17 protein-coding genes are annotated in these 15,062 nt (G+C 64.1%); 4 read left to right on the top strand and 13 right to left on the bottom strand.

Translation table 11 applies throughout. The features are described from left to right. Nucleotides 1–39 precede the first annotated feature (39 nt). The 13 genes from leuB to BLQ85_RS12985 form a co-directional block, all read right to left on the bottom strand. Entirely contained in the window at nt 40–1,110 is a 1,071-nt protein-coding gene (leuB, locus tag BLQ85_RS13045) for a 3-isopropylmalate dehydrogenase (RefSeq protein ID WP_074577653.1), read from the bottom strand. Continuing rightward, nucleotides 1,107–1,694, bottom strand: coding sequence for a hypothetical protein (locus tag BLQ85_RS24260; protein ID WP_217631822.1), 588 nt, complete (start codon nt 1,692–1,694; stop codon nt 1,107–1,109). Before BLQ85_RS24260 ends, leuB begins: the two co-directional genes overlap by 4 nt. Continuing rightward, the gene (leuD, locus tag BLQ85_RS13035) at nt 1,694–2,344 is read right to left on the bottom strand and encodes a 3-isopropylmalate dehydratase small subunit (RefSeq protein ID WP_074577651.1); all 651 of its coding nucleotides are present in this window, start codon (nt 2,342–2,344) and stop codon (nt 1,694–1,696) included. The genes BLQ85_RS24260 and leuD overlap by 1 nt, the downstream gene beginning before the upstream one ends. Continuing rightward, complete coding sequence (locus BLQ85_RS13030) at nt 2,345–2,482, bottom strand: entericidin A/B family lipoprotein (RefSeq protein ID WP_074577647.1); 138 nt, start codon at nt 2,480–2,482, stop codon at nt 2,345–2,347. Nucleotides 2,483–2,506: 24 nt separating this feature from the next. After that, nucleotides 2,507–3,928, bottom strand: coding sequence for a 3-isopropylmalate dehydratase large subunit (gene leuC / locus BLQ85_RS13025; RefSeq protein WP_074577645.1), 1,422 nt, complete (start codon nt 3,926–3,928; stop codon nt 2,507–2,509). Nucleotides 3,929–3,980: 52 nt separating this feature from the next. Continuing rightward, entirely contained in the window at nt 3,981–4,955 is a 975-nt protein-coding gene (locus BLQ85_RS13020; protein WP_074577774.1) for a LysR family transcriptional regulator, read from the bottom strand. Between the two features lie 182 nt (nt 4,956–5,137). Further along, nucleotides 5,138–6,448, bottom strand: coding sequence for a citrate synthase (gene gltA, locus BLQ85_RS13015; RefSeq protein WP_007866641.1), 1,311 nt, complete (start codon nt 6,446–6,448; stop codon nt 5,138–5,140). Between the two features lie 49 nt (nt 6,449–6,497). Then, the gene (locus BLQ85_RS13010) at nt 6,498–6,806 is read right to left on the bottom strand and encodes an FAD assembly factor SdhE (RefSeq protein ID WP_074577643.1); all 309 of its coding nucleotides are present in this window, start codon (nt 6,804–6,806) and stop codon (nt 6,498–6,500) included. A 24-nt stretch (nt 6,807–6,830) separates the two neighbouring features. Continuing rightward, nucleotides 6,831–7,535, bottom strand: coding sequence for a succinate dehydrogenase iron-sulfur subunit (locus BLQ85_RS13005; RefSeq protein ID WP_007866645.1), 705 nt, complete (start codon nt 7,533–7,535; stop codon nt 6,831–6,833). 49 nt (nt 7,536–7,584) lie between these two features. Then, complete coding sequence (sdhA, locus tag BLQ85_RS13000; protein ID WP_074577640.1) at nt 7,585–9,378, bottom strand: succinate dehydrogenase flavoprotein subunit; 1,794 nt, start codon at nt 9,376–9,378, stop codon at nt 7,585–7,587. A gap of 49 nt (nt 9,379–9,427) precedes the next feature. Beyond that, complete coding sequence (gene sdhD / locus BLQ85_RS12995) at nt 9,428–9,793, bottom strand: succinate dehydrogenase, hydrophobic membrane anchor protein (protein WP_007866650.1); 366 nt, start codon at nt 9,791–9,793, stop codon at nt 9,428–9,430. Between the two features lie 18 nt (nt 9,794–9,811). Beyond that, the gene (sdhC, locus tag BLQ85_RS12990; protein ID WP_007866652.1) at nt 9,812–10,258 is read right to left on the bottom strand and encodes a succinate dehydrogenase, cytochrome b556 subunit; all 447 of its coding nucleotides are present in this window, start codon (nt 10,256–10,258) and stop codon (nt 9,812–9,814) included. 122 nt (nt 10,259–10,380) lie between these two features. Then, nucleotides 10,381–11,178: a GntR family transcriptional regulator gene (locus BLQ85_RS12985; RefSeq protein ID WP_254806423.1), complete on the bottom strand. Its 798-nt coding sequence runs from the start codon at nt 11,176–11,178 to the stop codon at nt 10,381–10,383. A 302-nt stretch (nt 11,179–11,480) separates the two neighbouring features. Here BLQ85_RS12985 and BLQ85_RS12980 point away from each other — a divergent pair, with 302 nt between their 5' ends. From BLQ85_RS12980 to BLQ85_RS12965, 4 genes are all read left to right on the top strand, one after another. Then, a complete protein-coding gene (locus BLQ85_RS12980) occupies nt 11,481–12,467 on the top strand; it encodes a malate dehydrogenase (RefSeq protein WP_007866656.1) in 987 nt (328 codons plus the stop codon). A 58-nt stretch (nt 12,468–12,525) separates the two neighbouring features. Then, a complete protein-coding gene (gene tam, locus BLQ85_RS12975; RefSeq protein WP_074577638.1) occupies nt 12,526–13,311 on the top strand; it encodes a trans-aconitate 2-methyltransferase in 786 nt (261 codons plus the stop codon). After that, nucleotides 13,308–14,309 carry an HpcH/HpaI aldolase/citrate lyase family protein gene (locus tag BLQ85_RS12970; protein ID WP_074577636.1) on the top strand — a complete coding sequence of 334 codons (1,002 nt, stop codon included), beginning with the start codon at nt 13,308–13,310 and terminating at the stop codon, nt 14,307–14,309. The genes tam and BLQ85_RS12970 overlap by 4 nt, the downstream gene beginning before the upstream one ends. A gap of 108 nt (nt 14,310–14,417) precedes the next feature. Then, a complete protein-coding gene (locus BLQ85_RS12965) occupies nt 14,418–15,014 on the top strand; it encodes a hypothetical protein (protein ID WP_371327284.1) in 597 nt (198 codons plus the stop codon). Nucleotides 15,015–15,062: the final 48 nt, after the last annotated feature.

Here is a 15,062-nt window from a genome sequence, read left to right as displayed (position 1 = left end):
GTAAAACCGTGGTTTGAGGCAGTTTGCGGCAAAAAAACGTCAGCTTAGCGCTTTGACGACCGCATCGCCCATCTGCACCGTGCCGACCTTGGTCGTGCCTTCGCTATAAATGTCGGGTGTGCGCAGGCCCTGGCTCAGCACGGCGTCCACGGCTTTTTCGATGCGGGCGGCGGCTTCGGGCTGGTTCAGGCTGAAGCGCAGCATCATGGCCGCGCTCAAAATCGTTGCCAGCGGATTCGCCACGCCCTTGCCGGCGATGTCGGGCGCGCTGCCGTGGCTGGGCTCGTACAGGCCCTGGTTTTTGTCGTTGAGGCTGGCCGAGGGCAGCATGCCGATAGAGCCGGTCAGCATGGCGGCGGCGTCGCTGAGGATGTCGCCGAACATATTGCCGGTGACGACCACGTCGAACTTCTTGGGCGCCTTCACCAGCTGCATGGCGGCGTTGTCCACATACATGTGGTCCAGCGCGACGTCGGGGTATTGCGTGCCGACCTCGGTGACCACGTCTTTCCAGAGCTGGAAGGTTTCCAGCACGTTGGCCTTGTCGACGCTGGTCACGCGCTTGCCGCGCTTGCGGGCCGCCTGGAAGGCGACGTGGGCGATGCGCTCGATCTCCGGGCGCGAATAGCGCATGGTGTCGAAAGCTTCTTCCGAGCCGGGGAAATGGCCGTCGGGCGAGACGCGGCGGCCGCGCGGCTGGCCGAAGTAGATGTCGCCGGTCAGCTCGCGGATGATGAGGATATCCAGGCCGGACACCAGCTCGCGCTTGAGGCTGGAGGCGTCCACCAGCTGCGCGTAGCAGATCGCCGGGCGGAAGTTGGCGAACAGGCCCAGGTTTTTGCGCAGGCCCAGGATGGCCTGCTCGGGCCGCAGCGGACGGTCCAGTTTGTCGTATTTCCAGTCGCCTACCGCGCCGAAGAGCACGGCGTCGGCTTCCTTGGCGAGCTTGAGCGTGGCCTCGGGCAGCGGGTGGCCGTGGGCCTCGTAGGCGGCGCCGCCGACCAGCGCGCTTTCGGTTTCGAACTTCAGGTCCAGGGCCTTCAGGACCTTGACGGCCTCGGCGACGATTTCGGTGCCGATGCCGTCACCCGGGAGAATTGCAATTTTCATTTGGAGTTTGAGTTGGTTGTCAAAGCGCCGGACTTGACGATTTCGCCGGCGATTTCGGTTGCGAAGCTCGGAAATTTTCCTTCTCCGAGGATGTCGTTGGTAATGGGAATGTCAAAGTGGCGCTTGAACCTGGCTTCAAGCTTGGCTTGCTCGAATCCCGGTTGTTGCGACGCAGACTTGGCGAGGTACATCAACTGGTATTCAAGAAACAGGACTTGTGGGGAAGCGGCGACGTCTTTTCCGAACGAGACTTGCAGCAAAAAGTTGCAGTCGCAAGCCGCGATGTTGTTGCCTAGCTCCTGCTGGTATTCCGGGTATTTCGACCAGACAATGAATTTGGTGTTGCGCACGCCGGCCTTTTCCAGGGCCTCGGCCATTTGCTCTGCTGCGTTCGCGGCGGTTGCCGTATAGAAACGCTGAATCCTGGGATCCGAAAACCCGGACTGGGTGTGCGAGGCTCCACCCAGCACCAGCACAGACGGCGCAGCACTTTGGCCATATACCGCGGTGCAGCCCAGCAGTCCCACCATCATCGCGCCCGCCCAACAGCGCAGGCTTCGAATAAAACGGCGCGCGGCGAGCATCAACCCGCCACCGTGTGGTTCAGCCAGGGTTTGGTCGCCAGGCGCTCGGCTTCAAAGGCCTTGATCTTGTCGCTCTGGCGCAGGGTCAGGCCGATGTCGTCCAGGCCGTTGAGCAGGCAGTATTTGCGGAAGGCCTGCACCTCGAAGGGGAGCTCCCCGCCCTGCGGCTTGACGATCACCTGGCGCTCCAGATCCACCGTCAGCTGGTAGCCGGGAAAGGCCAGCGCCTCGTCGAACAGCTGGGCCACCTGCGCTTCGGGCAGCACGATGGGCAGCAGGCCGTTCTTGAAGCTGTTGTTAAAGAAGATGTCGGCGTAGCTGGGCGCGATGATGGCGCGAAAGCCGTATTGGTCCAGCGCCCAGGGCGCGTGTTCGCGCGAGGAGCCGCAGCCGAAGTTTTTGCGCGCCAGCAGGATGGAGGCGCCCGCATAGCGCGGCTGGTTCAGCACGAAGTCGGGGTTGGGTTTGCGCGTGGCCGGGTCCTGGCCGGGAAAGCCCGCGTCCAGGTAGCGCCATTCATCAAACAGGTTGGGTCCGAAGCCGGTCTTGCGTATCGACTTGAGGAACTGCTTGGGGATGATGGCGTCGGTGTCGACGTTCTCGCGGTCCATGGGGGCCACGAGGCCCTTGTGTAGGGTGAATTTTTTCATTTACTTCTTCGCCGCGTTTTCGATTTTCTCGCCGACTTTCTGGACGTCCTGGCCGACACCGCGGAAGGTGTTGCAGCCGGCCAGCAGCAGGGTCACGGACACCAGCGACAGCGCGAGCAGGGTGGTGATTTTTTTCATGGGAAGTTCCTCCTGTGGCTCGGGTTAGACAAACTTGCGGATATCGACAAAGTGGCCGTGCACGGCCGCCGCCGCCGCCATGGCGGGGCTGACCAGGTGGGTGCGTCCGCCGGCGCCCTGGCGGCCTTCGAAGTTGCGGTTGCTGGTGGAGGCGCAGCGCTCGCCCGGCTCCAGCCGGTCGGCGTTCATGGCCAGGCACATGGAGCAGCCCGGTTCGCGCCATTCAAAGCCGGCGGCCACAAAGATCTTGTCCAGGCCTTCGCGCTCGGCCTGCTCCTTGACCAGGCCGGAGCCCGGCACCACCAGTGCGAGCTTGACGTTTTTGGCGACCTTCTGGCCGATCTTCTTGATCACGGCGGCGGCTTCGCGCATGTCCTCGATGCGGCTGTTGGTGCAGGAGCCTATGAACACCTTGTCGATGTAGAGGTCGTTCAGCGCCTTGCCGGGCTCCAGGCCCATGTATTTCAGGGCGCGTTCGATGGCATCGCGCTTGTTGGCGTCTTTTTCCTTGTCGGGGTCGGGCACGCGGTCGTCAATCGACAGCACCATTTCGGGCGAGGTGCCCCAGGTGACCTGCGGCAGGATCTGGCTGGCGTCGAGCTCGACCACGGCATCGAATTTCGCATCGGCATCGGAGTGCAGCGTGTTCCAGTATTTGACGGCCATGTCCCATTCGACGCCGGTGGGCGATAGCAGGCGGCCCTTGACGTAGTCGATGGTTTTCTGGTCGACGGCGACCAGGCCGGCGCGCGCGCCGGCTTCAATCGCCATGTTGCAGACCGTCATGCGGCCTTCCATGCTGAGCGCGCGTATCGCCGAGCCGGCGAATTCAATCGTGTAGCCGGTGCCGCCGGCCGTGCCTATCTTGCCGATGATGGCCAGCACGATGTCCTTGCCGGTCAGGCCGGGGGCGAGCTTGCCTTCCACCTTTACGAGCATGTTCTTGGCTTTTTTGGCCAGCAGGGTTTGCGTGGCCATCACGTGCTCGACCTCGCTGGTGCCTATGCCGTGCGCCAGCGCGCCGAAGGCGCCGTGGGTGGAGGTGTGCGAGTCGCCGCAGACCACCGTCATGCCGGGCAGGGTGGCGCCGTTTTCGGGGCCGATGACGTGCACGATGCCCTGGCGTTTGGAGAGGAAGGGGAAGAAGGCGGCCGCGCCAAATTCCTTGATGTTGCTGTCCAACGTGGTGATCTGTTCCTTGCTGACCTGGTCGGTGATGCCGTCATAGCCCAGTTCCCAGCCGGTGGTGGGCGTGTTGTGGTCGGCGGTGGCGACGATGGAGCTGATGCGCCAGACCTTGCGGCCGGCCTCGCGCAGGCCTTCAAAGGCCTGCGGGCTGGTGACTTCGTGCACCAGGTGGCGGTCTATGTAGAGGATGGCCGTGCCGTCGTCTTCGGTATGAACGACGTGCTCGTCCCAGATCTTGTCGTAGAGGGTGCGTCCCATGGTTTTCCTTCGTGGTCTCTCGTTGCCGTGTGTGTTTGTCGTTGGGGTGATTTTAGGCGGCCGCACCGGCGGGAGCGGCCCCGGTGTGGGCCGGTTTGGCGCGGGCGGCCGGCGCCGTGGGCTGCGTCAGGTGCTCCACCAGCAGCCGGGCCGTCAGCGGCAGCGTGGAAAAGTCGCGGGCCACCAGCTGGATCTGGCGCTCCGCCCAGCTGTCCAGCAGCGGTATGGATTCAAGCTCGCCCACGCCGTGCGTCAGCTCAAAGGCGCGCTGCGGCATCACGCCCACGCCCAGGCCGTTGTGGATCATGCGGCACATGGCGTCCAGGCCGGTCACGTGGATGCGCAGCTTGATGGTGCGGCCCAGGCGCGCCGCGGCTTCGCGCATGGCCAGGTAAATCGAGCTGTTGGAATGCAGGCCGACCTGGTCGTAATCCAGCGCGGCTTCGAAGCGGATGGCGCCCTGCGCGCACAGCGGGTGGCCCCGGGGGACGATGAGCACCAGCTTGTCGCTGCGGTAGGGCAGGGCCTGCAGGTCGCCCGCGCCGTCGGCGGTGTTGCAGATGCCCAGGTCGGCCGCGCCTTCCTGCACCGCGCGCACGACCTCGGTGCTCAGGTGCTCTTCGAGGTCTATCTTGATGCCGGAATGCTCGCGCGTGAAAGCGCCCAGGTCCTCGGGCAAAAACTGCACGATGGCCGAGATGCTCGCGTGCACGCGCACATGGCCGCGCACGCCGTCGGCGTACTCGCTGAGTTCGCTCTGCATTTTTTCGAGGCTGAACAGCACCGATCGCGCATGGTGCAGCAGGCTTTCGCCGGCCGGCGTCAGGTCGACTCCGCGGGTGTGGCGGTACAGCAGCGGGGTGTCCAGCGTGGCCTCCAGGTCGGAAAGGCGCTTGCTGACGGCCGAGGCGGCGATGAATTCGCGTTCGGCGGCCTTGCCTATGCTGCCCAGCTCGCAGACGGCCACAAAGAGCTGAAGCGAGGTCAGGTCTATGCGGCGGGCAAAGTTGCGTTCTGAGCTTTTCATGGGCGTAGGGCGTGCCGTCATCGCGTTAGACGACGGTGAATCGCTATTTTGCCGCTAAGAACCGGGTTTTGCCATCGCAATACGCGATGACCCGCTTGCCGACGGGCGTTTTCCGGCCGGGGGGCGTGAAAAAGCCCGCCGATGCTGCCATCAGGCGGGCTTTGCGCGGGGCGCGGGCTTGCTTAGCGCTTGGCCAGCGGCTTGACCTGGCGGGTCGTGGCGCCGGTGAACAGCTGGCGCGGGCGGCCGATCTTGTACTCGGGGTCGCCGATCATTTCATTGAGCTGGGCGATCCAGCCGACGGTGCGGGCCAGCGCGAAGATCGCGGTGAACAGCGGCACGGGGATGCCGATGGCGCGCTGCACGATGCCGGAGTAGAAGTCGACATTGGGGTAGAGCTTGCGCGAGACGAAGTAGTCGTCTTCGAGGGCGATCTTTTCCAGGGCCATGGCCAGCTTGAACAGCGGGTCGTTTTCCAGGCCCATTTCCTGGAGCACTTCCTTGCAGGTTTCCTGCATGAGCTTGGCGCGCGGGTCGTAGTTTTTGTAAACGCGGTGGCCGAAGCCCATCAGCTTGACGCCGGAGCTCTTGTCCTTGACCTGCTTGATGAATTCGCCGATTTTCTCGACGCCGCCCTGCTTCTGGATGTCGCCCAGCATGTTGAGGGCCGCTTCGTTGGCGCCGCCGTGGGCCGGACCCCAGAGGCAGGCCACGCCGGCCGCGATGGCGGCAAACGGGTTGGTGCCGGAGGAGCCGCACAGGCGCACGGTGGAGGTCGAGGCGTTCTGCTCGTGGTCGGCGTGCAGGATGAAGATGCGGTCCAACGCGCGTTCGAGCACCGGGTTGACCTTGTATTCCTCGCACGGCGTGGCGAACATCATGTGCAGGAAGTTGCCGGCGTAGCTCAGGTTGTTCTTGGGGTACATGTAGGGCTGGCCCACGGTGTACTTGTAGGCCATGGCGACCAGGGTCGGCATCTTGGCGATCAGGCGGATAGCGGCGATTTCGCGGTGTTCCGGGTTGTTGATGTCGGTGCTGTCATGGTAGAAGGCCGACAGGGCGCCAACCAGGCCGGTCATGATGGCCATGGGGTGCGCGTCGCGGCGGAAACCACGCAGGAAGAACTGCATCTGCTCGTTGACCATGGTGTGGTTGGTCACGCGGTGCACGAAGTCGGCTTTCTGCGCAACATTCGGCAGCTCTCCGTACAACAGCAGGTGGCAGGTTTCCATGTAGTCGCAGTTGGTGGCCAGCTGCTCGATGGGGTAGCCGCGGTACAGCAGCTCGCCCTTGTCGCCGTCGATGTAGGTGATGGCCGACTGGCAGGAAGCGGTCGACAGGAAACCGGGGTCGTAGGTGAACATGCCGGTCTGGGCATACAGCTTGCGGATGTCGACGACGTCCGGGCCGACATTGCCCTGGTACACCGGCAGTTCAATGCTGGGGCTGCCGTTGCTGAAGGACAGGGTGGCTTTGTTGTCAGCTAGCTTCATTTCTTGCTTCTTTCTTTCGTATCAGTGTCAAATTGGGTCGGGCTGGGAATCACGGAGCCGGGGTCGAGGGCTGCAGCAACTTTAAAACGTCATGGGCTTCAGAAGTAGAGGCGCTTGCCTTGGCCGATTCGTCCGCCAGCTGGCCGGCGTCCTTCCGTTTTAACAGCAGGTCGAGCAGGTCGTTGTCGGACAAATCCATTAAATCACTCAACCCTTTAGCCTGCCTGACGGTCAGGGTGGCCTCGTAGCCCTGGAAGAAGCGCGCTATCAGCAGGTCGTTTTCCAGCAGGCCGCGCCGGCAGCGCCACTTGAGCTTGCTCAGGGCGCGCTCATCGAGCAGGGCGTCGGCAGTTTCCATAGCGTCGGGTCGGTCAGCGAATGGTCAGACTGTCCTCAAAACCATCATTTCCTTGATCTTGCCGATGGCTTTCGTCGGGTTCAGGCCCTTGGGGCAGACGTCGACGCAGTTCATGATGGTGTGGCAGCGGAACAGGCGGTAGGGGTCTTCCAGGTTGTCCAGGCGCTCGGCAGTGGCTTCGTCGCGGCTGTCGGCGATGAAGCGGTAGGCCTGCAGCAGGCCGGCCGGACCGACGAACTTGTCGGGATTCCACCAGAAGCTGGGGCAGGAGGTCGAGCAGCTGGCGCACAGGATGCACTCGTAGAGGCCGTTGAGCTCGTCGCGCTCTTCGGGGCTCTGCAGGCGCTCTTTTTCGGGCGGCACGTTGTCGTTGATCAGGTAGGGCTTGATCGAGTTGTACTGCTTGAAGAACTGCGTCATGTCGACGATCAGGTCGCGCACCACGGGCAGGCCCGGCAGCGGCTTGAGCACGATGACCTCGGGCAGCGTGCGCATATTGGTCAGGCAGGCCAGGCCGTTCTTGCCGTTGATGTTCATCGCGTCGGAGCCGCAGACACCTTCGCGGCAGGAGCGGCGAAAGCTGATGGACGGGTCCTGCGCCTTGAGCTTCATCAGCGCGTCCAGCAGCATGCGCTCATGGCCGTCGAGTTCCACCTCGATGGTCTGCATGTAGGGCTTGGCGTCGGTGTCCGGGTCGTAGCGGTAGATCTTGAAGGTGCGTTTGGTCATGGGGTTCTCGCTTCTTGTGGGGTCGCAGGCCGGCTGTGCGTCGGTGGCGTCAGAACGTGCGCGTCTTCAGCGGCACGGAATCGACGGTCAGGGGCTTCATCTGCACCGGCTTGTAGGCCAGGCGGCTGCCTTCGCTGTACCACAGCGTGTGCTTGTGCCAGTCGGTGTCGTTGCGGCCGTTCGGGTGCTCAGGGGTATCGCCGTAGTCGTCGACCGAGTGTGCGCCGCGGCTTTCCTTGCGGGCGGCGGCCGACACGATGGTGGCCTCCGCGGCTTCGATCAGGTTTTCAACTTCCAGCGCCTCAATGCGCGCGGTGTTGAAGATCTTGGACTTGTCTTTGAGGCCGATGCGGTTGACGCGCTCTCGCAGGGCGGCGATCTTGGTCACGCCCTCGTCCATGATGGCCTGGGTGCGGAACACGCCGGCGTGCTGCTGCATGGCGGCGCGCAGGTCGTTGGCCACGTCCTGGGCGTATTCGCCGTCGGTCGCGTTGTCCAGGCGCGCGATGCGGGCCAGGGTCTTGTCGGCCGCGTCGGCCGGCAGCGGCTTGTGCGTGGTGGTCTTGGCGAACTCGACGATGTGGTTGCCGGCGGCCTTGCCGAAGACCAGCAGATCCAGCAGCGAATTGGTGCCCAGGCGGTTGGCGCCGTGCACGCTGACGCAGGAGCATTCACCCACCGCGTAAAGGCCATTGACGACCTGGCTCTGGTTGTTGGCGTCCTGCGTGACGACCTGGCCGTGGATATTGGTCGGGATGCCGCCCATCTGGTAGTGAATGGTGGGCACCACGGGAATCGGTTCCTTGGTGATGTCGACGTTGGCGAAGTTGTGGCCGATCTCGAACACCGAGGGCAGGCGCTTCATGATGGCGTCCACGCCCAAGTGGGTCATGTCCAGCAGGATGTAGTCCTTGTTGGGGCCGCAGCCGCGGCCTTCCTTGATTTCCTGGTCCATGGAGCGCGAGACGAAGTCGCGCGGCGCCAGGTCCTTCAGCGTGGGCGCGTAGCGCTCCATGAAGCGCTCGCCGTTGCTGTTGCGCAGGATGGCGCCTTCACCGCGGCAGCCTTCGGTCAGCAGCACGCCGGCGCCGGCCACGCCGGTCGGGTGGAACTGCCAGAACTCCATGTCTTCCAGCGGGATGCCGGCGCGCGCCGCCATGCCCAGGCCGTCGCCGGTGTTGATGAAGGCATTGGTCGAGGCGGCAAAAATGCGGCCCGCGCCGCCGGTGGCCAGCAGCGTGGTTTTGGCTTCAAAAATGTGGACGTCGCCGGTCTCCATTTCGAGGGCGGTCACGCCCACGACGTCGCCCGCGGCGTCGCGGATCAGGTCCAGCGCCATCCATTCGACGAAGAAGCTGGTTTTTTCCTTGACGTTTTGCTGGTACAGCGTATGCAACATGGCGTGGCCGGTGCGGTCGGCCGCGGCGCAGGCGCGCTGCACGGGTTTTTCGCCGTAGTTGGCGGTGTGGCCGCCGAAGGGGCGCTGGTAAATCGTGCCGTCGGGGTTGCGGTCGAAGGGCATGCCCATGTGCTCGAGGTCGTACACGACCTTGGGCGCTTCGCGGCACATGTATTCGATCGCGTCCTGGTCACCGAGCCAGTCGGAGCCCTTGACGGTGTCGTAGAAGTGGTAGTGCCAGTTATCTTCGCTCATGTTGCCGAGCGAGGCGCCTATGCCGCCTTGCGCCGCGACGGTGTGCGAACGCGTGGGGAACACTTTGGAGAGCACGGCCACGTTGAGGCCGGCGCGCGCCAGCTGCAGTGATGCGCGCATGCCGGAGCCGCCGGCACCGACGATGACGACGTCAAATTTGCGCTTGGGGAGTTGGGAAGTTGCGGTCATGATTTTTGTGGGGGTGTCGGTCTTCTTGTCGGGTCTGCGGGGCGGCGGCTCAGAGGCGCCAGAGAACCTGGATGCCCCAGCCGGCGCAGGCCACCAGCCAGACGATGGTGAACACATTCAGGACCAGCTTGATCGAGGCCGGCTTGATGTAGTCCATCCAGATGTCGCGCATGCCGACCCACACGTGGTAGAGCAGGGCGATGATGACCGTGAAGGTCAGCACTTTCATCCATTGCGCCGAAAAGATGCCGGCCCATTTGTCGTAGCCGATGGGGCCCTTGCTGAAGATGACCTGGGCCAGCAGCAGCACGGTGAAGAGGGCCATCAGGGCGGCCGTGACGCGCTGCGCGAGCCAGTCGCGCAAACCGTAGTGGGCGCCGACAACAATGCGCTTGGAGCCGTAGTTAACTGCCATTTTTGATGCTCCTTGTGATCAGTAAAGGCCGAACAGCTTGGCGCCGAGGACCAGTGTCAGGGCGATGCTCGCGGCCAGCGTGAAGATGGCGGAGGACTTGCCGAACTCCTTGCTGACGGCGGCGTGGCTCACGTCCATCCAGAGGTGGCGCAGGCCGGCGATGAAGTGGTGCAGGTAGGCCCAGATCAGGGCCAGGGCCGCGAGCTTCCAGAGGAAGCCGGGCAGGCCCAGCATGCCGATGTTGAAGGCGGCCTTGAATTTTTCGAAGGAAATCTCGGAAGAGATCGAGGTGTCGAACATCCAGATGATGAAAGGCATCAGCAGGAACATGATGAAGCCGCTGATACGGTGGAGGATGGAAACCCAGCCAGCAGGCGGCAGACGATAGGAAGGGAGGTCGGAAAGGGCGTTGATGTTGCGGAACTCGGGCCGCTTGGGACGCTGTTTGGAGGCCAGCTCTGTCATTTTTAGGCTTTCGTGGGGTGTAACTGGTTGGTAACCGGGCGTGCAATTACAGCTAAACAGCCGAATTCTATTGCAACGCAACAATAAGCTTACAAACGTTTGCAGCTTCTTGATGAATCCCGTCAACTAAGGTCGTTTTTGTAGTGATGGGTGTCGGTGCGGTACAGGCCCCGGCGCAATTCCATGGGCAGGTCGTTGTAAGTAAAGGCGATGCGCTCCACGCTGAGCAGCGGTGCGCCCACCGGCACGCCGAGCAGCGTCGCGGACGCTTCATCGGCCGCGATGGCGCGGATTTTTTCCTCGGCGCGCACCATGCGCACGCCGAACTCGGTTTCAAACAGCGCGTACATGGGGCCGCGGTGGGTGGCCAGCCGTTCGGCGGTCAGGCCCTTGAAGGGGCCGCCGGGCAGCCAGACGTCTTCGAGGATGGTTGGTGTGCCCTGGAAGGCCAGCACGCGGCGCAGCTGCAGCACGGCGTCGCCGGTGCGCAGCGACAGCGGTCGCGCGATGTCGGCCGGCGCGCGCAGGCGCTTGCAATCGATGATCTGCCGCTCGGCCGGGCCTTCGCTGGTGGTGTCGCCGCTGTCGGGCATGAGGCGCAGGAAGCGGTACTGCACATGCTGCTCGGCATGCGTGGCCACGAAGGTGCCCTTGCCCTGGCGGCGCACCACCAGGTTTTCGGCGGCCAGTTCGTCAATCGCCTTGCGCACCGTGCCCTGGCTCACGCGAAAGCGCGCGGCCAGGTCCATTTCGCTGGGGATGGCCTCGCCGGGCTTCCATTCGCCGGCCTGCAGGCTTTGCAGGATCAGCACCTTGATCTGCTGGTATAGCGGGCTGAAGGCCGGTGCCACGCCCGCTGCCGCGCCGGCATCGCCGGCGAGGGCGGCGGGATCGGTCAATGAGGACGTATTGATGGCCATGGCAGCAGTTTGGCGGCGGTTAACAGCAGGTTGCGGCGACGCCGCGGCGGGCGCGCGGCATCCCGGGAAATAAACTCCGAATCAAGCCCGAATCATATCTTATATAAGACATAAGACAAATTGACGCCTGTCACTTTTCAAGCGTAAAATCTTGGGCTGAGCCAGTGCATGGCCTGCCGTTTTGCGGTGATTTTGAGGGGCGAAACCCCGCCAAACCATCCCTGAATATCCCAGGCTCGCGCCAGACATCTCACACCACACCCCTCATCAACCGATTCTTAACTTTCCTGGAGCCCTCGATCATGAGCAAAAAACCCGTCCGTGTTGCAGTCACCGGTGCAGCTGGCCAAATCGGTTACGCACTGCTGTTTCGCATTGCCTCCGGCGAAATGCTCGGCAAGGATCAGCCCGTCATTCTGCAACTGCTCGAAGTGCCTGTTGAGGGCCCGCAAAAAGCGCTCAAGGGCGTGATGATGGAACTCGACGACTGCGCCTTCCCGCTGCTCGTCGGCATGGAAGCCCACAGCGACCCGATGACGGCTTTCAAGGATGCCGACTACGCGCTGCTGGTCGGCTCGCGCCCGCGCGGCCCCGGCATGGAACGCGCCGAACTGCTGGCCGTCAACGGCGCCATCTTCACGGCGCAGGGCAAGGCCCTCAATGCCGTCGCCAGCCGCAACGTCAAGGTGCTGGTGGTCGGCAACCCCGCCAACACCAACGCCTACATCGCCATGAAGAGCGCGCCCGACTTGCCGCGCAAGAACTTCACCGCCATGCTGCGCCTGGATCACAACCGCGCCGCCAGCCAGATCGCCGCCAAGACCGGCAAGCCCGTGGCCGACATTGAAAAGCTCACCGTCTGGGGCAACCACTCGCCCACGATGTACGCAGACTACCGATTCGCCACCATCAAGGGCGAGAGCGTCGCCAAGATGATCAACGACCAGGAATGGAACGCCAATGTGTTCCTGCCCACCGTCGGCAAGCGCGGCGCCGCCATCATTGAAGCACGCGGCCTGTCCTCGGCCGCATCGGCCGCCAACGCCGCGATCGACCACATGCGCGACTGGGCGCTGGGCACCAACGGCAAGTGGGTCACCATGGGTATCCCCTCAGACGGCCAGTACGGCATTCCCAAGGACATCATGTTCGGCTTCCCCGTGACCTGCGAGAACGGCGAGTACAAACTGGTCGAAGGCCTGGAAATCGACGCCTTCAGCCAGGAACGCATCACCAAGACCCTGGACGAGCTCAAGGGTGAGCAGGACGGCGTCAAGCACCTGCTGTAAACCAGTACCCAGCACCGAGGCCGCCCAGCACCTTGCCCGCACACCACCGCCGCCCCTCATGAGCGACTGGAACCCCGCACTCTACAGCCGCTATGAGGACGAGCGCACGCGCCCGGCCCAGGAGCTGCTGGCGCGGGTTCCGCTGACGCAGGCGGCCACGGTGTTCGACCTGGGCTGCGGGCCGGGCAACTCCACCGAGTTGCTGGTCCGCCGCTTTGCGGGCGCCACGGTCACGGGCACCGACAATTCCGAAGCCATGCTGGCCAGCGCGCGCAAGCGTTTGCCGGCCGCGCGTTTCGAGTTGAGCGACGTCGCCGATTGGCAACCCGCTGCCGGCGATGCCGCGCCCCAGCTGATTTATGCGAATGCGGCCCTGCAATGGGTGCCCGATCACGCCACACTGGTCCCGCGGCTGTTCGCCGCGCTGGCGCCCGGCGGCGTGCTGGCCATCCAGATGCCCGACAACCGCGACGAGCCTACGCACCGCCTGATGCGCGAGCTGGCGGCCGAGGCGCCCTGGGCCGAAGCCATAGGCGACTATTCGAAGCTGCGCACGGATCTCTTTTCCATAGACCGCTATTACGACCTGCTGGCCGACAAGGCCGCGCATGTCGATGTCTGGCGCACGGCCTACCAGCACCCCATGGCTTCGGCTGCGGCGATTGTGGAGTGGGTGCGCGCGACAGGCCTCAAGCCATTTGTCGACCGCCTCCCGCCTGAATTACAAGCGAGTTACCTCGCCGAATACGAGCGGCGCGTTGCCAAGGCTTACCCTGGGCGCACCGATGGCAAGCTGCTTTTAGCTTTCCCGCGCATGTTTATCGTGGCGCAGCGCAAGCCATGAGCACCACCGCCGTTCATCCCGCGCAAGTGCTGCTGGGCGCCCAGGCCGGCGCCATGATTTTGCCGGTCTGCGACCACTACAGCGGCGTGGAAGCGCGTATGCGCAAAAGCCTGCAGCTGCAGGCTGAGATGATCGAGGAGTTCGGCGCCTGCGTGTTCGACGTGACGCTGGACTGTGAGGACGGCGCACCCGTGGGCGGCGAGGCCGAGCACGCGGCCATGGTGGTGGCCCTGGCGGCCCTGGCCGGTGACAAGGCCCGCGTCGCGGTGCGCGTGCATGCGGTCGGCCATCCGGCTTTTGAGGCCGACATGGCGGTGATCGCCGGCAAGCTGGCGCGCCATCTCTCGCACATCATGGTGCCCAAGGTCGAATCGCTGGCCGACGTGCTGCGTGCCGAAGAGGCGCTGCTGGCCGCCGGCGCCGGCAACTTGCCCCTGCATGTGCTGATCGAGTCGCCGCTGGCGGTGCGCAACGCCTTTGAGATCGCGGCGCACCCGCGCGTGCAATCGCTGAGCTTCGGGCTCATGGATTTTGTGTCCGCCCATGCGGGCGCGATCCCGGCCGCCGGCATGAGCAGCCGGGGCCAGTTCACGCACCCGCTGGTGCTGCGCGCCAAGCTCGAAATCGCGTCCGCCTGCCATGCCCACGGCAAAGTGCCTTCGCATTGTGTTGTCACGGAATTCAACGACATTGAAGCCATGACCGCCGCCGCACGCCATGCCGCCCGTGAACTGGGCTACACCCGGATGTGGAGCATCCACCCGAACCAGATCCGCCCCATCCTGGAGGCCTTCGCGCCCGGCGAAGGAGAGATTGAGGACGCTAGCAAAATCATCACCGCCGCCGCCCGCGCCGACTGGGCGCCCACCAGCTTTGAAGGCAAGCTGCACGACCGCGCGAGTTACCGTTACTTCTGGCATGTCCTGGAGCGCGCGCACCAGACCGGCCGGGCGCTTCCCCCCGAGGCGCAGGCTTATTTCAAGACCGCGTTTCATTGAACGTTCACCCACTCATCACTGTACGAAAGCCCCATGCAAAAACTCCACACCCCCTCCGTTGTCCACGCACTGGCCGCCGCTGTTTTGCTGGCCGCTTCCGGCTTCTCCATGGCTCAGACCGACGCGGCCGCCAAGCCCGCGGCAAAACCCGCCGCCAAGAAGCAGCCCGTCGTCAACCCGTCCAGCCGCACCAACCTCAAGAGTGCCGCCAAGAACGTGGCTGCCGGCATTGAGGCCGCCGAAGCCGCGCTGACGCCGGCCGAACTGGCCATCGCCGAGCGTGTGCATGTGGGCAAGCTGCCCTGCGAACTGGGTGCGGCGGTCGACCTCACGGCCGACCCCAAGGCGCCCGGCTATTTCAATGTCAGCGGCAAGAACTTCAAGTACCGCATGTTCCCCGTGGCCACCACCACCGGCGCGATCCGCCTGGAAGACCACAAGGCCGGCGCCGTCTGGCTGCAACTGGCGAATAAATCCATGCTGATGAACCAGAAGCTGGGCGTGCGCCTGGCCGACGAGTGCATGAGCCCGGCGCAGCTGGCGGTGGCTGAGGCCATCAAGCTGAACCCGCCCGCCAGCGTGCTGGACGCACCCAAGCCGGCCGTCGCCGCGGCCCCTGCTGCCGCCGCGCCTGTTGCTTCCGATGCGCAGCCCGTGCCAGCCGCTGCCGCGGCGGCAGCGCAGCCCGCTTCGACCGCCAAATAAACAAAGTCCGCTTTCTTTACACACCACGATTTCGATACAGGAGAAACC

Origin of the sequence: Polaromonas sp. JS666 (genome assembly GCF_900103405.1) — a bacterium.
Classification (GTDB): Bacteria; Pseudomonadota; Gammaproteobacteria; order Burkholderiales; family Burkholderiaceae_C; genus Polaromonas.
This window is presented reverse-complemented; position numbering and strand designations above follow the sequence as displayed.